The organism is Flavobacterium sp., from assembly GCF_028712645.1.
Taxonomy (GTDB): domain Bacteria; phylum Bacteroidota; class Bacteroidia; order Flavobacteriales; family Flavobacteriaceae; genus Flavobacterium.
On the sequence record NZ_JAQTPQ010000030.1, the window covers coordinates 1 to 20784 of the forward strand.

The following is a 20784-nucleotide window of genomic DNA, read 5'->3' on the forward strand; positions in this document are numbered from 1 at the left end:
CACGACGACATTTCAATTGTTGCCAACGTTGGTAATTTTTTAATGGTAAGAGACATACTCCTGATTAAGGAGATAGATGTTTTAATATTAGATTTGGAGTTGGAAGGTCTTACAAGTATTTTTGAAGTAAAAAATATTTTGAAAAATTTTCCAAAAACAAAAATTATTATTTTTAGCAATCTTTCAGAACAAATTTATGCTCCAAATGCCATTAAAGCAGGTGTTTCAGGATTTATTTCCAAAAAAGAAAAATTGGAAACTTTAGGACAGGCAGTTATTAAAGTAAACCAAGGAAAAATAATTATGAACGAAACTGTCAAGAAAAACCTTGCCTTAATTGCCAAACAAAACAAGAGCGAGCGTTTGTACAGAAAATTATCTAATCGCGAAGTGGAAGTTTTGCGTTATTTAAGTGACGGAAAGAAAAATAACGAAATTTCTAAAATTCTTGGTTTAAACGAAAAAACAATAAGTACTTATAAATTAAGATTATTGCAAAAACTAAACGTTACTAATCTAGTAGATTTGGTAAACAAAGCAAAAACACTAGAAATAGTTTAGCTATTGCGAGACATTACTCTTCCTAATTTTTTCGAAAACGAATTAATTAATTTGTAGTAATCCATCGCCATAGACAAAGGCTCAATATTATCAGAATCAGGTTCTGATGCTATTGAGCTTTTTATTTCTTCAATTATTTTATCAACAAGATACCATCTCATTGTCAAAATAGTTTCTGAAACATATTGACTTATTGAATCGTTTTTAGTTTTAGGAAAAATATTTTGACCTTCCCAATTATGCAAAGTAACTCTCTCGTCCTCCATTAAAATATCCGTTACTTCCTGCGCAAATTCTGGTTGCAAATGCATTAAATAGTGCTCGATGCTAAAGTTTTCGTTTTGATGGTAATAGTTTATCAGATTATTGAAAATATCACGAAACAAAGGATTTGCCAGCTCAACTTCATCTTCTTGCAAACTCAAATATATTTTTTGATATACTTTGTATTCTTTCTTTTCGATACTATTTTCAATTTCACCTTCTTCATTTGTTTTCAAAAGCACATCTTCAAATTCCTCGGTTTTGTTTCCATACAACAATAGAATTTCGATGATTTTTCGCTCCAATCCATAAAGAATATCAACTTTTTCAACCTGAATTGAGTTTTCGTTTTTTACAACTTCAAAAGCTTTTTGCTCTTGTTTTTGTTTCTTTCCAATTTCCGAAATATCTTTTTTGACCAATTGCACCAAAGTACTTATCAAGACTTGCTCTGATATATCCATAATTCGAGAACATTCCTGAATGTAGATTTCACGTTGAATTCTGTCTGGAATTTTAGAAATACTCACAACCATATCTCGAATCAAATCAGCTTTTTTAATCGGGTCGTTTTTCGCATCATTCATTAATAACGACGCTTTGAACTGTATAAAATCTTTAGCATTTTCGTCTAAATATTTCACCAATTCTTCATAAGGTGTTTTCTTGGCAAAACTATCCGGATCTTCACCGTCAGGAAAAGTGCAAACTTTTACGTTCATTCCTTCTTCAAGAATCAAATCGATCCCTCGAATGGAAGCACGCAATCCCGCAGCATCTCCGTCAAAAAGAACGGTTATATTTTTTGTCAATCTATTGATCAATCGGATTTGATCAGGTGTTAAAGCTGTTCCGGAAGAAGAAACTACATTTTCTATTCCAGCTTGATTAAACTGAATCACATCGGTATAACCTTCGACTAAATAACAATTATTTTGTTTGGCAATGGATTGCTTAGCTTGAAAAATTCCGTATAAAACTTTGCTTTTATGGTAAATATCGCTTTCGGGCGAATTGAGGTATTTTGCTGCTTTTTTGTCGTTGACTAAAATTCTTCCACCAAAACCCAAAATCCTTCCCGACATACTTTGAATAGGAAACATCACACGTCCTTTGAAACGGTCGAAGGGTCTGTCTTCTTTGGGAATTGTCAAACCCGTACTTTCTAGAAATTCTAATTTGTAGCCTTTTCCTAAAGCTTCTTTGGTGAAAGCATCCCAAGTTTCGGGTGAATAACCAAGCGAAAATTTATTTATTGTTTCAGTAGTAAAACCTCTTTCTTTGAAATAAGAAAGTCCAATGGCTTTGCCTTCTTCCGAATGTAAAAGGGTATTGTGAAAATAATCTTTGGCAAATTCAGAAACCAAGTACATACTTTCGCGAACATCTGTATTGGCTTTTTCTTCGTCGGTTTGTTCGGTTTCTTCAATTTCGATATTGTATTTTTTGGCCAAATATCGAATGGCTTCTGGGTAGGTAAAATGAGAGTGTTCCATCAAGAAAGCCACAGCATTTCCGCCTTTTCCTGAGCTAAAATCTTTCCAAATTTGTTTCACTGGCGAAACCATAAACGAAGGAGAACGCTCATCAGAAAATGGACTTAATCCTTTGAAGTTGGAACCAGCTCGTTTTAATTGCACAAAATCACCAATAACCTCCTCTACTCGAGCAGTTTCGAAAACAGTATCAATGGTGGCTTTTGAAATCAATTTGTGTTGAAAATTTAATTAAAGGAAAGTTGTAAAAATACGTAATTCAAAATTTATAATTAAATAAATAATAAAGAAAACCAATTACAAAAATTAGCCACAAATTCACAAATTTACTTTAGCAAATACATTTGTGAATTCGTGGCCGAAACAACTAAACTAACCAAATTTTTAATTGAAATCAAATCGGATTCCAAGTGAAACATTATTCTGTTTTACAATGTTGTCTTTAAACAAAGGATTCAAATCATATTTTATATACAAGCTTGTTTCTTTGTAACCAATATAAGAACTCAAACCATAAATAAAATTATTGGTATTGAAATCACCTTTGGTTCTTTCGGTTACTGTGTGGTCATCAACTTCATATTTAACAAGTTGCTTTGATTTCAAGTTGATTCCAGCATAACCACCAATTCCTAATCTAACATTTTTATGGGTTCTGAAATAGGGTTTTCCGTCTTTAATTTCTTTTTTTGTAAAATCGAATTCTAAATGAACTGGAGCAACTAAATACACATTTCTAAAACGGGAATCATCAAGTTGTTTAGGATTGGTTTGCAAAACGGTCTGATTTCCTGCAACAACAAAACTGTGATTATTGGTTGGACGCAAATTATTGTACATAACTGAAAATCCATATTTTAGATGCAACAAATTATCATTTTTAAAAATTCGGTTGTTGAATGTAAAACCCCATTCATAGAAATGAGAACCAATAAATCGATAGTCAGAATTTTCTACACTACCTTTTGTGACTAGATTATTTAATCCTGTGGCAAAAACAAATTGAGATACATTACGTTTTTCGCCGTGTTTTTGATATTGATGAATGTCTTTTACCTTAAATGCTGGAATTGAAAACGTATATTTTTTTGTTGTGTCATTATATACACTTACTGCCAAATTTTTATTTTCGGCTTTGTCTTGAACTAAAACTTTAAGTTCTTCATAAACTTTATCAACTTTGCTTTCGATAATTAGTGCTCTTATTTGGGCTAGTTTTTTCTTTTTAGCATCCGCTTCTTCTTGTGTAATTGTTTTGTTTTCGAGTTCTACATTTACTTGTTCGACCTCGATTTTGAGTGCTTCTTTTTCTTCTTTTGTGATTTTTTCAATTTTTTCGGCTATATTTTTTGTTCGTGCTTCGAAAGTTTGCTTCGCCTGTTCGCCATTATGGCTCGGGTCTTGCGCGTGTAATTTGCTTATAAAAAGAAGAGTAAATGTGATTAAGTAAAAGATAATTTTTGTCATAATGTAAAGTTTTTAATTGTTCGTTTTTTGATTATTGATGATTATTGATTGTTTCTATTGACCAAAGCTTCTTTCGCTTCTTTGTATTTTTTTGATATGGTGTTCAATGCTTTTTCTCTAAAAGATATTTCTAATTCGCCATCAACTTCATTTAATAATGCCATTGAATTGATTTTTACGGTCGATTTCTCTATTTTGGGCGTTTTCTCAACAGAGGCTAGTAAATCCTCAACATCAATATAATTCGGTTTTGTTTGATTTACAATTTGATCGATTTTATCATTTGGTTGAATTACAATTGCAATTTTTTCTTCGTTGTTTTTGATTTGAAGTCCCTCTTTGCTGATAACATTATCATTGCTTTCTTTCTTATTGTCAACATCAATTTTCTCCACTTTAACTATGGTTTTTGCAGTTTGATTTAGACTTTTTTCAGGATTAATTTTGTTTTTGAGAATGATTTTATTCTCAACATCTAAATCTCCTTTTTGAATTTTATTTTCGATTGTTACTACTGGTATTGAATTGATTCCATTTGTATTTTGATTATAAAAGAAAGTTCCAATAGCTACAAAACCCACAAAACTTGCCGCAATTGTCCACCAATTAAAATAACTTTTCTTTTTTTTAGTTTCTGCAACCGAAAGCATCACATCTAATCTGTCCCAAGCTTGAGCAGATGGCTGAATTTCTCTCAAATTCAATTTTTCCTTAATCTGATTTTCTATATTATTCGGTTCCATTTTCGTAATTTTTTAATTTTGCAATTTGTCTTTGCAACATTTTCCTAGCGTGAGATAATTGTGATTTTGATGTTCCTTCATCTATTCCAAGCATCTTGGCAATTTCTTGATGCTTAAAACCTTCAATACAATACAAATTAAAAATCATTTTGTAGCCATCAGGCAAATTGTCTATTAAAAACTGAATTTCTTCAACTGAAAATTGGCTATCAATAGCACTGAAACTCTCTTCTTCAAAATATTCATCGTCCAAAAAAATTACTTTTTTTTGAACTCTGATAAAAGAAATACATTCATTCACCATAATTCTTCTAATCCAACCTTCGAAACTTCCTTTATGCTCAAAATTTTTCAAATTAGTAAAGACTTTCATAAAAGCAGTAATCATAATATCTTCAGCTTGATGCAAATCTTTAGTATATTGCCTGCAAACGCCTAACATTTTTGAAGAAAACTGCTTATAAATAATTTGTTGCGCTTGCCGATTATTAGCAACAGCCATTTCTATAATTTCCTTTTCTTCTTGATGTAGGGTTATTACTTTCAAAATCTTTATAAAGTGTTTCTATTAGTATAGACGATTAACAATGCAAAAAGGTTGCATCACAATTTAATAATTAGAAGATTTAGAGAATTAAGAAGTTTTAAAGCCAATAAAAGCAGCACTTAAGGAGTAAAAAAAATTTCTGTTAAAAACTATTTTTTTCTTTCGATAACATAATTTACCATCAAAATCAAAGCGTCTTTAAACTCAGATTTTGGATAATTCTCCAAAAGCAAAAGTGCTTCTTGCTGGAATTGGGCCATTTTTTGTTCTGCATAAAGAAGTCCGTTCTGGTTTTTTACGAAAGCAATAACTTCTTTAACCCGTTTTTTGTCTTTGTTATGGTTTTTTATGGAGTTGATAATCCATGATTTTTCTTTGGAAGTACAATTATTCAAAACGTGAATCAAAGGCAAAGTCATTTTTTGTTCCTTGATATCAATTCCTGTAGGTTTTCCAATGGCTTCCTCGCTATAATCGAATAAATCATCTTTAATTTGAAATGCCATCCCGATGAGTTCGCCAAATTTTCTCATATTTTCGACCTGAACCTCATCTTCAATAACTGATTTTGCTCCAAGAGCACAACAAGCAGCAATTAAAGTGGCAGTTTTTTTGCGGATGATTTCGTAGTAAACCTCTTCAGTAATATCAAGTCTTCTGGCTTTTTCTATTTGGAGTAATTCGCCTTCACTCATTTCGCGAACAGCTACTGAAATGATTCGCAACAAATCGAAATCACCATTATCGATTGAAAGCAACAATCCTTTGGACAACAAATAATCACCAACAAGAACGGCAATTTTGTTTTTCCAAAGCGCATTTATCGAGAAAAAACCTCTTCGGCGATTGCTGTCGTCAACCACATCATCGTGAACCAAAGTCGCTGTATGAATCAACTCGATAACCGATGCTCCACGGTAAGTTCTTTCGTTTACGACTCCATCAGCAACCATTTTTGCAGTCAAGAAAACAAACATCGGACGCATTTGTTTTCCTTTTCGATTAACGATATAATAGGTAATCCGGTTAAGCAATGCCACTTTTGAAGTCATCGATTCATAGAACTTTTTTTCGAAAAGTTCCATCTCGTGAAAAATGGGCTGTTTTATTTGAGAAGTAATATTCATTTCGATTTCAAATATACTGTTTTAGAATAAAAAAACAGCAACTATTTATGGGAATCACAGTGTTTTAAAATTTATTTAATTTCGAATTATCCATTTTGTTTAACAAAAGAATTTCATTTTAATAAAATCATTTTTATGCTTCTTTATTAGCTAGTTGTCCACAAGCTGCGTCAATATCTTTACCGCGACTTCTACGAACTTTTACAACTATACCTCCAGCTTCAAGTGCTTTTATATAAGCATTAATCGTTTCTTCTGAAGCTTGTTGAAATTCGCCATCATCTATGGGATTGTATTCAATCAAATTAACTTTGCAAGGAACATATTTGCAGAATTTTACCAATGCATCAATCGAGGCTTTGTCATCATTAATTCCTTTCCAAACAACATATTCGAATGAAATTTTACTTTTAGTTTTCTTGTACCAATATTCCAATGCTTCTCTTAAATCTGCTAAAGGAAAATTAGAACTAAAAGGCATAATTCGAGAACGAATTTCATCTATTGCCGAATGCAAAGAAACGGCAAGATTGAATTTCACTTCATCATCGGCAAGTTTCTTTATCATTTTTGGAATTCCAGAAGTCGAAACCGTAATCCGCTTGGGAGACATTCCTAAACCTTCGTTCGAAGTAATCATTTCGATGGATTTCATCACATTATTATAATTCATAAGCGGTTCGCCCATTCCCATAAAAACAATATTTGACAAGGGATGATTGTAATACAAACGACTTTCTTTGTCGATAGCGATTACTTGATCATAAATTTCTCCAGGCTCAAGATTTCGCATTCTTTTAAGTCGCGCGGTTGCACAAAAATTACAATCTAAACTACAACCCACTTGGCTAGAAACACAAGCTGTTGTTCTTGTATTTGTTGGGATCAAAACACTTTCAACCACTAGACCATCGTGCAAACGGACTGCATTTTTAACTGTTCCGTCTTCACTTCGCTGCATTGTATCGACTTTGATATGATTGATAATAAAATTTTCTTCGAGCATATTTCGAGTAGTTTTGGCAACATTGGTCATATCCTCAAAACTGTGAGCTCCTTTGCTCCACAACCACTCATAGACTTGATTTCCCCGAAAAGCTTTATCGCCATTGGAAACAAAAAAATCTCTTAGTTGTTCTTTTGACAAGGCTCGTATGTCTTTTTTATCAATCATAAGTGCAAAGTTAGTTACAAATTTGAATTATTTTGAATTTTTCTAACTGTCAAATTATATTTTGTAACTTTGTTTTCATAAAATGTAATGTTATGGGAGTTCCAGAATTGAAAAATAAAATGCAAATGCAAATTGAAAATGCTGACGAAAGATTGTTGCGTATAGTTTCATCCGTTTTTGACAATTATTTGAATGAAAACACAATTGTTGAAACTACAAAAAACTGCCTTTCTGAACCTGCTGTTGCTTACGATATAACAGGAAAACCTTTGACATCAAAACAATATAATAAAGAAATTGATAAAGGAATTGACGATTTTAAAAACGGAAGATTTGTTTCTCACGAATCACTTTTAGAAGAAATCAAAAATTGGAGAAATGAAATATGAAATAAAATGGTCTGATAGCGCAAAAAATGACTTAAAAAACTTAATACTATCATTTCAGATTCTAAAGTTAATGCGGTTTATAAGGCTCCAGAACAAATTATTTTTCCAGAACAATTTCAAATTGATGAATATCGAAAAGATTGTAGAAGAATAATTGAAGGCAACTACAAAATTTTATATCAATTTGAAAACAATGAAATTAGAATAGTTAAAATCTTCAATTCTCTTCACGACCCAATAAAAAGTTTATTTTAATGCATTTCATTTCTCAAGAATTAGAAAATTATATCGAACAGCATTCCGAAAAAGAGCCTCAATTATTAGCAGCTTTAGACAAAGAAACTTATCAGAAAGTTTTGTTGCCGCGAATGTTGAGTGGTCATTTTCAAGGACGCGTTTTGAGTATGCTTTCTAAATTGATTCGTCCTGCAAATATTCTCGAAATAGGAACATACACTGGCTATTCGGCTTTGTGTTTATGCGAAGGAATGCAAGAAAACGGAATACTTCATACGATTGACATCAAGGAAGAATTAGTAGATTTTCAAAGAAAATATTTCGATAAATCAATTTGGGGAAACCAAATTGTCCAACATCTTGGCGAAGCAATTAACATTATTCCAACTTTAGATTTGAAATTTGACTTGGTTTTCATTGATGCCGATAAGGAAAATTACATCAATTATTTTGAGTTGATTGTTCCCAAAATGAACAAAGGAGGAATTATTCTTTCGGATAATGTTTTATGGAGCGGAAAAGTTATCGAACCTTTACAACCCAATGATTTGAGTACAAAAGTGATTATGGAATACAATCAACTATTAAAAAACGACCCGAGAGTGGAAACCGTTTTGTTACCCATTCGTGATGGATTAACTGTTTCTAGAATAGTCTAAGATTGTTTGTTCGAAAAGCTCTTGGAACTCGAAAATATTTTAAACTGGAAAATATCTTTTTTGTACAATTTGATACAACTTGAACATCAAAAAACCCAATGTTAATCCACATAAATAGCCACAAATGATATCTAATGGATAATGCAATCCTAAATATATTCGGCTATAAGCAAAGATTAACGGCCATAAAAACAGAAATCCTAAATATTTAAAATGACGTTTTAAATTAAGATATAAAAAAGTAGCAACTGCCATAGTGTTAGCAGCGTGACCTGAGAAAAAACTGAAGGTTGCACTTGATTTTATAATTCTAATTTTAGTGTTTATTTCAGGATTACTGCAAGGACGAAGTCTTTGAAATCCGTTTTTGAATAAATTAGTAATTTGATCTGTGAAAAGAATCAAAACTGCCACAAATAACAGCAAATACAAGGTTTGTTTTGTCCCTAACTTCTTGAAAATAAGATATAATAAAACAACAAAAAAAGGAATCCAACTAGTTTGTTTGGTAATCATTAACCAAAGTCCATCGAAGGTTTCGGAGCCAAGGCTGTTTAAGTAAATAAATAATTTTTCGTCGAGAGATAGGATTTTTTCCAACATTATTTTTTTCGTTTTATTGGACCAGCAATATCCTCAATTTCTTCGTTTGAAATGGTATTTGGTGTATTTATTTCGGTGGATAATTGGACTTTCACTTCGCCAGTTTCAGCAGTTATCGACGCAGGACTTTCAAGTGAAGAGCCTACAACTTCTTTTTTTGCATTTCTTGTTACTTTGTTCAATTCGGCAGGAAAAGCTGTTGAAACCCCATTTATTGCTTCTGATGTATCCACTACTAAATTCTCTTTAACGGTATTAATCTCAGTTTTAAAACTATCTGAAATTCCGCTCAATGGATTTGTATTTCCTAATATATTTGCTTTGGCACTATTAATTTCTGAAGTAATATTGCTAGTCAAATCACTCAGCATTTTTTGATCAAAACCGTTGTCATCAACTCCTTTTTGGATTTCGTTTTTTATGTCGTTTGTTGCGTTTTTTAATTGCGCCATCATTTTACCCATTCCGCGAGCCATTTCAGGCACTTTATCAGAACCAAAAAGCAATAGAACAATAAACATTATAAAAATTAATTCGCCTCCTCCTATTCCAAACATAATTTATATATTTTAAACCGCAAAGTTACAAAGTTGTAAAGATACAAAAGACATTCTTTCATAAATAATTAACAATAGTAAAATATGGATTACTTTTAGTTTTCAGAAGCAGTAATTTTTTTAAACTCTAAGTTTTTTGACACAAGAAAATCAATTAATTCAAATTGAGATTCGGGTTTGAGAAGTGTTTTTGACTTAGAATCGTTTTCACAAAAAACAAGGAAAAGTCCAATTTCATCTTCTTTGAGGTTTAATGTATTGGTAAAAAAAGTGTAACTAATTGTTTTCATTGCAACCTCGGTAAAACTTGCTGGAGTAATAAAATCAGTCCTTTCTGGGTTTTTTATTTTTAAGATTTTCAAAATATCTTTATACATCCGCACAAAATTCATTCCGTTTTCGATGGTTCCATTAGGAGGCATTACCTGGTTTTTGGGAGAAGATTTTCCGTCATCAAAATATTGCTTATCCACAATTGCTTGCGTGTTTCCTTCTATTGGGTGAATATTTTTTTTGGCATAAACCACAACCTCAACTAATTGTTTGGTGTAAATTTCTAGTTTAATCCTTAAAAATGAAACCGAAAAATCTTTCTGGGTTAAAATTACTTTTTTTGACTTGAATGCCAAACTTGAAACAACTAAAGTGTCATTGACTTTTGCTAACAATGTGAAAAATCCTTGCTGGTTTATGACAGTTCCTGTCTTTGTGTTTACGTTGAAAACAATACCATTTTCAATTTTTATTGAATCGTTTACAACTTGACCACGCAAAGGTATTCTAGTCAAAATTTGCCCTGAACAAAATTGATAAAACAAAATCAAAAAAAGAATTCCTATTTTATTTTTCATCTTGAATGATTTGGTTAAATTATTTGAGCAACGGGAAAATTAAAAACAAAATAAGTAAATAACAACATCTAAAGTTAATGATTTATTCGTTCTCGCAAGCGATTATTTCATTATATTTTACAGCAAGTTGCACCATTAAAAAATCTGTCATTGTTTTATTTTTAGATTTCAAAACAGAAGTAAAATTTTCGTTTTCTATACAATAATACTGAAATCCTTTTACATATTCTGGAGGTATTTTTAAATAATTTACAAAGTGACCTTCGTCAAACATATTGTCAAGTTGCTGGAGATACATTTCTTTTTTTTCGACTTCTAATTCTTTTTTAAGCATAGCCGTTCGTCCACTAATAGCGTTTAGAATTGGATCAACTGGCAAAGAACCTCCTAAAATTCCCAAAAGTTGTATTGGTTTAAAATCTCCAGCGGTTTTTAATTTCCTTTCAGCAGGTGTGTAATGTTTTATTCCTTTGGGAGAAATCCCTAACGAAACCGCATTTATTTCTGGATGTTTATTAACGATTACTTCTTTGAGTTCGGTAGTTTTAGCGGTCAATTTTATAATTAACACATCTAATTTCAAGTCCTCTTCTTCAATTATTTTTCTATAATACTCTAAATTCACTGAAGAAAAAACCAATAAATCTTCAGCTTTCGCCAAAATATAAAAGTTGCCATTACTATCGCTTGAAGTGCTTTTTTCGTTAACTAAATTTACAATATTGACTCCTTCAACATTGCCAGACTCAGCCATTATTCTTCCGTGAATCAATTTCTCGTCCGTTGTTTGACAAAAAGATATTTGATATAATAAAGTTAGGATAAATAGTAAAGTTTTATTCATTTTCGCAAACTATTATTTCATTATATTTTTTGGCTAAGGAAATCATTAAAAATTCTATATTAGTTTTGTTTTTAGTTTTTAATACAGTTGTAAATCTTTCGTTTTCTACTGCGTAGTATTTAAAACCTTTCACATATTCTAGAGGTATTTTTAAAACGTTTATAAAATGATTTTCGTCAAACATAGCATCAAGTTGTCTTAAAAACATTTCTTTTTTTTCGACTTCGAGTTCTTTTTTGAGCATTTTTGTTCTTCCTGAGATTAAATTTAGCAACGGATCTAAAGAAATTGAGCCTCCAGCCATTCCGTTGCTACTCGCTGTTGGACTGAGACTAGTGGCTGTATATAATTTTCTCTCAGCTGGAGTATAAGATTTTTTCCCTTTGGAAATAATGCCTAAAGAAAAAGCATTAATATTGTCATATTTTTTTACTACCACCTCTTTTAAGTAAGTAATCACAGGCTTCATTTTCACAATAAAAAGCTCCTTTTGAAAATGTTCTTGTTCTAAACCAATACGCATTCCCTCTAAGTGTACTGCCGAAAACAAAAGCGTATCTCCTGGAATTGCGGCTATTGAAAAGTAGCCTTCTTTTTCAGTCATTGTAGATTTTTCAGTTTTCAAGTTAATCACATAAACTCCTTCAAGATCCATTGTATTAGCGATAATTTTGCCGTTCAGTTTTGTTCTGACAGACTCTTGGGCAAAGACAGCATCAGCAACCAAAATAAATAAAATACATATTCTTATTCTCATCCGAGAGTTGTTCTTTTTTAATATGTGTAAAATTATCTCAATCTCTTCCAAATTAATTTATAACGGCTTGGTAAAAATATGTTAATTAAAAACCGAAATAATAATTTATAAATTGGTTGATTTTATACCTTTAACCAAAACTATTTTCTCGATGAATAAAATGAAAAATATAATTATTGCCAGCACTTCTACCCTTCACGGAGGAGATTATTTAGAATATATTTTGCCTGAATTAAGCATCCATTTCAAGCATTGCAAAACGATACTTTTTATTCCTTTTGCTAGACCAGGCGGAATTTCGCACGAAGATTATACAACAAAAGTGGCATTGGCTTTTGCCAAAATAAATAAAACAGTAAAAGGAATTCACGAATTTGAAGATTTACCCAAAGCTATCAAAAATGCTGAAGGAATTTTTACTGGCGGAGGAAATACCTTTTTATTGGTGTCCCAATTGTATAAAAATAATATTATAAAAGTTCTTGCTGATACTGTGAAAAACGGGACTCCTTATTTGGGAACTAGCGCTGGAAGCAATATTTGCGGACTTACGATGCAAACAACAAATGATATGCCGATAATTTATCCACCAAGTTTTAAAACCTTAGGATTAATTCCGTTCAATTTGAACCCTCATTATCTTGATAACAATTCCGAATCGAAACACATGGGAGAAACTCGTGAAATGAGAATAAATGAGTTTCATATATTTAACACAATTCCTGTTTTAGGATTAAGAGAAGGAAGCTGGCTTGAAGTAAAAGGCGACGAAATAACTTTAAGAGGAAACTTTACAGCACGACTTTTCAGAAACAATCAAAGTCCTATTGAAATAGAAACAGGATCAAACCTGAATTATATAAAATAAAAAACCTCAAACTTTCGTTTGAGGTTTTTGAGCGAAAGACGAGGCTCGAACTCGCGACAACCAGCTTGGAAGGCTGGAGCTCTACCAACTGAGCTACTTTCGCATTACAACGGTGCAAATATAATTAATAACTTAGCTTCCTTGCAAGTTTTTTTTATAAAAAAATACTGTTTTTTTATAATCGTTTTAAAACTAAATTGTTATAAATTCTTTAAACACATTTTGAATCAATAATTTTGTAAAATATGTCGTAATTAGAAAATTATGCGCTTATACAACTTCATTATTTATTATCAAGTGTAGATTAATTTTTCAAATTAGGAAATTAAACTAGATATACTTTTAAGACTCGCCGAAGGATGATAAATAAATAAACACGATTTGTTTTTTATCGTATTGATAATTCCTTTCGATAATTCAACAGGAATTGCAGGACATCCTTGACTTCTCCCTAATCTTTTGTTGTTTTTAATAAAGGAATTCGAAACATAATTTGCCGCATGCATTACCACGCCTCTTTCTCTTGCATTGTCATTTATTCCTTTTTCAAGACCGTCTAATTTTAGTGACATTCCGTGTTTTCCATTATATATTTCGCCTGTGGCGTAAAATCCCAAACTGCTTTTGAAAGATCGATCTGCATTCGAAAAACTATTTGCAAATTCTTCACCAGTATTTCTTCCATGAGCAACAAGACAATTATACAAAATGGTATTGGTTGTTAAATCAATTACCCAAAGCCTTTTATTATTTGAAGACAAACTAAAATCAACTAAGGTTAAAATATCTTTTTGAATTAATCCTTTTTCTTTCAATAAATAAAAACCTTTTAGAGCCTCGGTAAAACTTTTGAGATTAGGCAAGTCAAACTGATTAGAATTCAAGTTATCATAAACCTTTTCAATTCCTGAATCAGAAATTGAGTTTGTGGTGCTTGCAATTTCACTATTATGAGTGATTTTTAAAACAGGTAAATTTGTTTCTCGCAAATAAAACGAAAAAAACAAAACTAAAACAACTGGAAAAATCTTATAAATCATTGATACAGTATAGGTTAAATAATAAATTTAGGCGTGCAAATATACATCCGAAAATAGGTCATTGCAAATTTTTAAGAAAAAAAAAGGTTTTTTTAAGTTTTAAACGATTAGTTATTGAATGTTAAAAATCACATCGCATTTGCTTTTTGTGTTAATTTTACTATTTTTGCCTAACTTATATCCTAATTTATGCCGAAGTTTTTTACTTTTATTCTGTTTTTTTCAATCTTATTTAGTTTCAGTGCTCAAGGTCAAAAAAAGATACTTCAGGCGAAATCTACTATAGAAAACATTACTATTGATGGAAAAATTGACGAAGAAGTATGGAAAACTGCACCAATAGCTTCTGATTTCATTATGTTTGAACCAGATAATGGAAAACCCATCGGTGAAAACAAAAAAACAGAAGTAAAAGTACTTTATGATAATACCGCCATTTACATTTCGGCCGTTTTATATGATGATGAACCAAAAAAAATTTTAAAAGAAATCACTCAACGTGACATTGTTGGAACCGCAGATGTTTTTGGAGTTTTTATTAATGGATTTAATGATGGTCAACAAGATTTTCAGTTTTTTGTAAGTGCTTCTGGCGTTCAAATGGATCGATTAGCAACCGAAGACGGTGGAGTTAGCCCCGATAATTACAACCAAGATTTTTCTTGGGATGCGGTTTGGGACAGTAAAATTAAGATTACAGATTTTGGCTGGGTTGTAGAAATGAAAATTCCGTATGCCGCATTGCGTTTTTCAAAATCAGAAATACAAACTTGGGGTTTAAATTTTTATAGAAGCATTCGTCGTGACCGACAAAGTTATACCTGGAGCCCTATTGACAATAAAACTCAAGCTACTAGAACACAAAACGGAGTTCTTGAAGGAATTCAAAATATAAAAACACCTACTCGACTTTTTTTCATTCCTTATTCGTCTTATTACTATGAAAAAAACACTGATGGATCTGAAAATAAATTTAAAGTAGGAATGGACATTAAATATGGCATAAATGATTCATTTACTCTTGATGCTATTTTAGTTCCTGATTTTGGACAAACCAAATTTGACAATGTCATTTTGAACCTAAGTCCTTATGAACAACAGTTTACAGAAAACAGACCTTTTTTTACAGAAGGAACAGATTTGTTCAACAAAGGGAATTTATTCTATTCCAGAAGAATAGGTGGCGCACCAAGATTCAAACCTGAGGATTATGACAAAACCACTGAACAAATAACTGATATTCCTGCAACAGTAAATTTACTGAACGCCCTAAAAGTTTCTGGAAGAACTGAAGGTGGTCTAGGAATTGGTGTTTTCAATGCAATTACAGAAACCACTTATGCCACGGTTGAAAACAGAATAACTGGCGAAAAACGAAAAGGAATTGTCGAACCTTTGACAAATTATAATGAATTAGTTTTAGATCAACGTTTCAATCACAACTCATCAATTTCACTAACAAATACAAATGTTTCCCGTAACGGAAATTATAGAGACGCGAATGTTACTGCATTGTTATTCAACTTAAGCACAAAAGAAAACGCTTATAAATTATCAGGGGATTTTAAATTTAGTGCCATCAATACAAATCAACTGGGCGATTTCAAGCATATTTTTATTAACAGAACAAATGATTATACTGGTTATAAAACCTCGCTAGGTTTTGAGAAAACCAAGGGAAAATACAGATTTTTCCTTTTTGGAAAATACATCTCCAGCGATTACGATATTAATGATTTAGGAATAGGCTTCCAGACAAATTACCACAATGCCTATGCAGACATTAGTTATCGCATATTGAATCCGATAAATTTTTTCAACACTTTGAAATTTATTTTAAAATCAAGTGTTGAAATTCAAAACACAACAGGAAAAGTTCAGGATAATTTCATCAACGCAGGATTAGAAGGAAGTTCTAAGAGCAACGATTATTACAAAGTTTTTCTTCAAGTTAGTCCAATTGAATCATTTGATTTCTACCAACCACGAATTCTAGGACGTTATTCATATATACCTAAAAATCTGCTTACTTATTTTGTTTTTTCCTCTAATTACAACAACTCATTTGCAATTGATTTTAATCCTTATGTAAAATTTTACGATGAGAAAAAAAGAATAGATTATGGTTTTGATCTTAGTCCAAGATATCGAATTAACGATAAAATCCTTCTTATTTACTCACTAGGATATTATAAATCATTAAATGACAGAGGTTATGTTGATAATGACGGAACCAATATTTATTATGCACAAAGAGAATTAAAAACCGTTAGCAACGAACTATCAGGAAAACTGGCACTCAATAATAAAATGACAATAAATTTAACAGCAAGATATTATTGGTCTTTTTCAGAAAACAATAAATTTTTCACTTTACAAAATGACGGTTATCTTACTGACACAACCTATATTCCAAATACTAATGAAAATTTCAATGCTTGGAATTTTGATTTATCCTATTCTTGGTGGTTTGCTCCAGCAAGCCAGATTTCTGTTTTATATAGAAACAATGCTTCCGATTACAGGAATGAAATAGACCGAAAAATAGGAAATAATATGAAAAATCTTTTTAACAACAACCTAAATAACATTTTCTCGGTTAGCATTCGCTATTACATTGACTATAATTCCTTAAAAAGTAAAAAGTAATACCGCTAGTTATTTCAAATTAGTCCAATAAAAATTGAACTAAATGAAATATACAGCGGCATTATACCAGAACGATTGGACTAAAACATATCAACCAATGGTATAAAATGCGTTAATTTTAGAAAAAGGACTTATCTACAATAAAATAATTATTTTTTTGAAGCGTTACTTAAAAATTGCATAATATGGTTTATGCCAAAGCCAACATTTTTAGAAATGACTTATCTTTGCAAAAAATAAATCACAATGAACAAAAAAGTAATCCTTATGATTCTAGACGGTTGGGGAAATTCTCCTGACCCAAAAGTTTCAGCAATCGACAATGCCAACATTCCTTTTATAAAAAGTTTATATACAAAATATCCCGTTGCTCAGCTACGAACCGATGGTTTAAACGTAGGTTTACCTGAAGGCCAAATGGGAAATTCCGAAGTGGGTCACATGAACCTTGGTGCTGGAAGAATTGTATATCAAGATTTAGCAAAAATAAATCTTGCAGTTGAAAATAAAACTTTAAATACTGAACCAGTTCTTGTTGAGGCATTCCAATATGCCAAAGAAAAAAATGTGAATGTTCATCTGCTCGGATTAGTTTCAGATGGTGGTGTGCATTCTCACACTTCACATTTGCGAGGTTTGATTGATGCCACAGAAGCTTTTGGTTTAGAAAAAGTATTTATTCATGCTTTTACCGATGGTCGTGATGTAGATCCGAAATCAGCAAAAACAGACATTCAAAATTTACAAAATTATATCGCTAACACTTCCGTGAAAATCGCTTCAGTAATAGGAAGATATTACGCGATGGATAGAGACAAACGTTGGGAAAGAGTAAAATTGGCCTATGATTTATTGGTAAACGGAACAGGAACACATTCGAAAAACACAGTAAAAAGCATCGAAAAAAGTTATGCAAATAATGTTACCGACGAATTTATCAATCCAATTATAATGGTGGATGAAACCGACAAACCGTTGGCAATCATAAAAGAAAATGATGTCGTAATTTTCTTCAATTTCAGAACTGATAGAGGCCGAGAACTTACCGAAACGCTTTCTCAAAAAGATTTCCACGAGCAAAATATGCACAAACTCAATTTGTATTATGTTACGCTGACCAATTATGACGAAACATATGAAAACGTAAAAGTGGTTTACAACAAAGATAATGTTACAGAAACTCTTGGCGAAGTTTTAGAAAAACACAATAAAAAACAAATCAGAATTGCTGAAACAGAAAAATATCCTCACGTAACCTTCTTCTTTTCGGGAGGAAGAGAAACTCCTTTTGAAGGTGAATCTCGAATTTTGAAAAACTCTCCAAAAGTAGCTACTTACGATTTAAAACCCGAGATGAGTGCTTACGAACTAGCTGATGCTTTGGTACCAGAATTAAACAAAGGTGATGTTGATTTCGTTTGTCTAAATTTTGCCAATGGAGATATGGTAGGACATACAGGTGTTATGGAAGCTGCAATAAAAGCATGTGAGGCCGTTGATAATTGTGTAGAAAAAGTAATAACAGCAGCTTTAGCTAATGATTACACTACTTTAATTATTGCCGATCATGGTAATTGCGAAACGATGATAAATCCTGATGGAACTCCAAACACCGCTCACACTACAAATCCAGTTCCTATTATTTTAGTGGACAAAGAATTGAAATCAATTCACGATGGAGTTTTAGGTGATTTGGCTCCAACGATTTTAGATTTGATGGGAATTGAAAAACCCGATGTAATGACGAGACATTCTCTTCTATAATTTCAAAAAAAGCTTCTCACTACCGAGGAGCTTTTTTTATAAATAAAGTTGTATTTTTGCCACTTATTTTATAAAAATGATTATCCAAAAAACAAGAGAAGAGATAGAGTTAATGCGCGAAAGTGCTTTAATCGTTTCAAAAACATTAGGAATGATTGCTTCTGAAATCAAAGAAGGAGTCACCACTTTACACTTAGATAAATTAGCCGAAGAATTTATTCGTGATCACGGAGCTATTCCAAGTTTTCTTGGATTATATGGTTTTCCAAACTCACTTTGTATGAGTCCAAACGCCCAAGTGGTTCACGGAATTCCAAATAACACTCCATTAAAAAATGGCGATGTGATTTCGGTAGATTGTGGTGCTTATAAAAATGGATTTCACGGTGATCACGCCTATTCCTTCGAGATTGGCGAAGTCGCTCCCGAAACCAAGAAATTATTACAGGTAACCAAAGAATCTTTATACGTTGGAATTCGAGAATTCAAAGCTGGAAATCGTGTTGAAGATGTAGGTAATGCCATTCAAAAATATACTGAAAGTCACGGTTATGGGGTTGTTCGGGAATTAGTGGGGCACGGAGTTGGACAAAAAATGCACGAAGATCCAGAAATGCCTAACTACGGAAAACGAGGTCGCGGAAAACTTTTTGTTGAAGGAATGGTAGTTGCCATTGAACCTATGATTAATTTGGGAACCAAAAACATCAAGCAACTCAAAGACGGCTGGACAATACTTACTGCCGATGGAAAACCAAGTGCCCATTTTGAACACGATGTAGCTTTGGTAGATGGAAAACCTGAATTACTTTCAACTTTTGCTTATGTGTATCAAGCATTAGGAATAGTAAGCAATGAAGAAGATGAGTTTAGAAAAATTCCTTTTAAAATCTAAAACTAATAATTTAAAACTTAAATAACCTTAAATACCTTATATGGTTTGATGAATTGGTTTACCATATAAGGTATTTAAGGTCATTTAAGAAAGCCTGAAGACTTCTTTTTTTGAAACTTTGCGTAACATATAATGAAAAAACTCTTTAAATTAATCCTCAATACCATTCCCCGTCCAATATTAATTAGACTAAGTTATGCGGTTCGACCTGTGCTTGCACTTGCATTAAAAGGAAGTAAATTTACTGATCCAATCGATGGTAAAAGTTTTAGTATGTTTTTACCTTACGGCTACGGAAAACAGAGAAATAATGCGCTTTCACCAAGTACACTTTCGCTCGAAAGACACCGTTTGCTATGGCTATATTTAAAAAACGAAACTGATTTTTTTACTTCAGAAATCAAAAAGAAAGTCCTTCATTTTGCGCCTGAACAAGCGTTTTATAAATTGTTCAGAAACCAGAAAAATATTGATTACACCACAACGGATTTGTTTTCGCCTCTTGCCGATGTAAAAGCAGACATTTGCAACTTGCCATTTGAAGATAACTCTTATAACATTATATTTTGCAATCACGTTTTAGAACATATTCCTGATGACACGAAAGCAATGCAGGAATTATTCCGAGTATTGAAACCAGGAGGAATGGCAATTTTACAAATTCCACAAGATTTATCAAGAGTTACTACTTTTGCTGATGATTCCATAACCGACCAAAAAGAACGCGCGGAAATTTTTGGTCAATACGATCATGTTCGCATATATGGTCGCGATTATTTTGAAAAATTAAGAAGCATTGGATTTTCTGTAGTCGAAGAAGATTACACCAATAAAATATCTCCAGAATTGGTCGAAAAATATTGTTTAGCCAAAGGCGAAATTATACCTGTTTGCTTTAAGTAACCAACAGTTATTCAAATTTAATTTGACTTCATTTATCAAAGCATAATTTGTTATATTTACAAAATAACAATTATAACATTATGTTTAGAGCTTTTTTCAGGAAATTACTTTTGGTTCTTATTATCTCTTCGGCATCAGCCCAGACAGAAAATGAAGGTATTCCTCCCTATAACATCAAAACGGTATCGTTTGTTCAAAATGGTCAAAATGTAATCCCTATTTTCCAATTAGGGGAAGGATTCCAGTTGCAATTTGATGATTTGTACGGAAATGAAGCCAACTATTATTACGAAATCACTCATTGTGATTACAACTGGAAACCGTCAGATATTCCTAAAAGCGAATATTTACAAGGATTTGACGGTCAAAGAATTCAGGAATACACTAAT

20 protein-coding genes, 1 tRNA gene and 1 pseudogene are annotated in these 20784 nt (G+C 31.9%); 9 read left to right on the top strand and 13 right to left on the bottom strand.

Annotation, left to right across the window (positions count from 1 at the left end; all coding sequences use genetic code 11):
• Window positions 1–561: response regulator transcription factor (locus tag PHC28_RS03855; protein WP_300096668.1), on the top strand; the 561-nt coding region annotated here is incomplete at its 5' end.
• On the opposite strand, the gene dnaG is transcribed toward PHC28_RS03855, so the two are convergent.
• From dnaG to rlmN, 6 genes are all read right to left on the bottom strand, one after another.
• A complete protein-coding gene (gene dnaG, locus PHC28_RS03860; protein WP_300096669.1) occupies window positions 558–2534 on the bottom strand; it encodes a DNA primase in 1977 nt (658 codons plus the stop codon). The two genes, PHC28_RS03855 and dnaG, sit on opposite strands and share 4 nt — an antisense overlap.
• A 171-nt stretch (window positions 2535–2705) precedes the next feature.
• Complete coding sequence (locus PHC28_RS03865; RefSeq protein ID WP_300096670.1) at window positions 2706–3788, bottom strand: hypothetical protein; 1083 nt, start codon at window positions 3786–3788, stop codon at window positions 2706–2708.
• A gap of 41 nt (window positions 3789–3829) precedes the next feature.
• On the bottom strand, window positions 3830–4531 hold the full coding sequence (locus PHC28_RS03870; RefSeq protein ID WP_300096671.1) for a hypothetical protein: 702 nt from the start codon (window positions 4529–4531) through the stop codon (window positions 3830–3832).
• Window positions 4518–5078 carry an RNA polymerase sigma factor gene (locus tag PHC28_RS03875; protein WP_300096672.1) on the bottom strand — a complete coding sequence of 187 codons (561 nt, stop codon included), beginning with the start codon at window positions 5076–5078 and terminating at the stop codon, window positions 4518–4520. Before PHC28_RS03875 ends, PHC28_RS03870 begins: the two co-directional genes overlap by 14 nt.
• 149 nt (window positions 5079–5227) lie before the next feature.
• Window positions 5228–6205, bottom strand: coding sequence for a polyprenyl synthetase family protein (locus PHC28_RS03880; protein WP_300096673.1), 978 nt, complete (start codon window positions 6203–6205; stop codon window positions 5228–5230).
• A 133-nt stretch (window positions 6206–6338) separates the two neighbouring features.
• Complete coding sequence (gene rlmN, locus PHC28_RS03885) at window positions 6339–7379, bottom strand: 23S rRNA (adenine(2503)-C(2))-methyltransferase RlmN (protein ID WP_300096674.1); 1041 nt, start codon at window positions 7377–7379, stop codon at window positions 6339–6341.
• A gap of 92 nt (window positions 7380–7471) precedes the next feature.
• On the opposite strand from rlmN, the gene PHC28_RS03890 reads away from it, so the two are divergent.
• Both PHC28_RS03890 and PHC28_RS03895 read left to right on the top strand, forming a co-directional pair.
• On the top strand, window positions 7472–7768 hold the full coding sequence (locus tag PHC28_RS03890) for a hypothetical protein (RefSeq protein WP_300096675.1): 297 nt from the start codon (window positions 7472–7474) through the stop codon (window positions 7766–7768).
• A 254-nt stretch (window positions 7769–8022) separates the two neighbouring features.
• Entirely contained in the window at window positions 8023–8664 is a 642-nt protein-coding gene (locus PHC28_RS03895; RefSeq protein WP_300096676.1) for an O-methyltransferase, read from the top strand.
• Between the two features lie 39 nt (window positions 8665–8703).
• On the opposite strand, the gene PHC28_RS03900 is transcribed toward PHC28_RS03895, so the two are convergent.
• The 5 genes and pseudogenes from PHC28_RS03900 to PHC28_RS03920 all read right to left on the bottom strand — a co-directional run bounded on the left by PHC28_RS03900 (window position 8704) and on the right by PHC28_RS03920 (window position 12327).
• Window positions 8704–9267, bottom strand: coding sequence for a phosphatase PAP2 family protein (locus tag PHC28_RS03900; protein WP_300096677.1), 564 nt, complete (start codon window positions 9265–9267; stop codon window positions 8704–8706).
• A 236-nt stretch (window positions 9268–9503) separates the two neighbouring features.
• Window positions 9504–9824, bottom strand: a pseudogene (locus tag PHC28_RS03905) (twin-arginine translocase TatA/TatE family subunit); the annotation flags it as partial.
• Window positions 9825–9919: 95 nt separating this feature from the next.
• Entirely contained in the window at window positions 9920–10675 is a 756-nt protein-coding gene (locus PHC28_RS03910) for a hypothetical protein (protein WP_300096678.1), read from the bottom strand.
• Window positions 10676–10757: 82 nt separating this feature from the next.
• Window positions 10758–11519 (bottom strand): hypothetical protein, encoded by a 762-nt coding sequence (locus PHC28_RS03915; protein WP_300096679.1) that lies wholly within the window; start codon window positions 11517–11519, stop codon window positions 10758–10760.
• Window positions 11512–12327: a hypothetical protein gene (locus tag PHC28_RS03920; RefSeq protein ID WP_300096680.1), complete on the bottom strand. Its 816-nt coding sequence runs from the start codon at window positions 12325–12327 to the stop codon at window positions 11512–11514. The genes PHC28_RS03915 and PHC28_RS03920 overlap by 8 nt, the downstream gene beginning before the upstream one ends.
• Window positions 12328–12436: 109 nt before the next feature.
• On the opposite strand from PHC28_RS03920, the gene pepE reads away from it, so the two are divergent.
• On the top strand, window positions 12437–13144 hold the full coding sequence (pepE, locus tag PHC28_RS03925) for a dipeptidase PepE (protein WP_300096681.1): 708 nt from the start codon (window positions 12437–12439) through the stop codon (window positions 13142–13144).
• Window positions 13145–13174: 30 nt separating this feature from the next.
• On the opposite strand, the gene PHC28_RS03930 is transcribed toward pepE, so the two are convergent.
• A tRNA-Gly gene (locus PHC28_RS03930) sits at window positions 13175–13247 on the bottom strand.
• A gap of 214 nt (window positions 13248–13461) precedes the next feature.
• The gene (locus PHC28_RS03935; RefSeq protein ID WP_300096682.1) at window positions 13462–14184 is read right to left on the bottom strand and encodes a murein L,D-transpeptidase catalytic domain family protein; all 723 of its coding nucleotides are present in this window, start codon (window positions 14182–14184) and stop codon (window positions 13462–13464) included.
• A 189-nt stretch (window positions 14185–14373) separates the two neighbouring features.
• Between PHC28_RS03935 and PHC28_RS03940 the strand changes: the two genes are divergently transcribed.
• The 5 genes from PHC28_RS03940 to PHC28_RS03960 form a co-directional block, all read left to right on the top strand.
• Window positions 14374–16833 carry a DUF5916 domain-containing protein gene (locus tag PHC28_RS03940; RefSeq protein ID WP_300096683.1) on the top strand — a complete coding sequence of 820 codons (2460 nt, stop codon included), beginning with the start codon at window positions 14374–14376 and terminating at the stop codon, window positions 16831–16833.
• Between the two features lie 246 nt (window positions 16834–17079).
• Window positions 17080–18597 carry a 2,3-bisphosphoglycerate-independent phosphoglycerate mutase gene (gene gpmI, locus PHC28_RS03945; RefSeq protein ID WP_300096684.1) on the top strand — a complete coding sequence of 506 codons (1518 nt, stop codon included), beginning with the start codon at window positions 17080–17082 and terminating at the stop codon, window positions 18595–18597.
• A gap of 76 nt (window positions 18598–18673) precedes the next feature.
• The gene (map, locus tag PHC28_RS03950; RefSeq protein ID WP_300096685.1) at window positions 18674–19492 is read left to right on the top strand and encodes a type I methionyl aminopeptidase; all 819 of its coding nucleotides are present in this window, start codon (window positions 18674–18676) and stop codon (window positions 19490–19492) included.
• A 132-nt stretch (window positions 19493–19624) separates the two neighbouring features.
• Window positions 19625–20395, top strand: coding sequence for a class I SAM-dependent methyltransferase (locus PHC28_RS03955; RefSeq protein ID WP_300096686.1), 771 nt, complete (start codon window positions 19625–19627; stop codon window positions 20393–20395).
• A gap of 80 nt (window positions 20396–20475) precedes the next feature.
• A partial coding sequence (locus PHC28_RS03960; protein WP_300096687.1) for a type IX secretion system plug protein domain-containing protein occupies window positions 20476–20784 on the top strand: 309 nt, incomplete at its 3' end.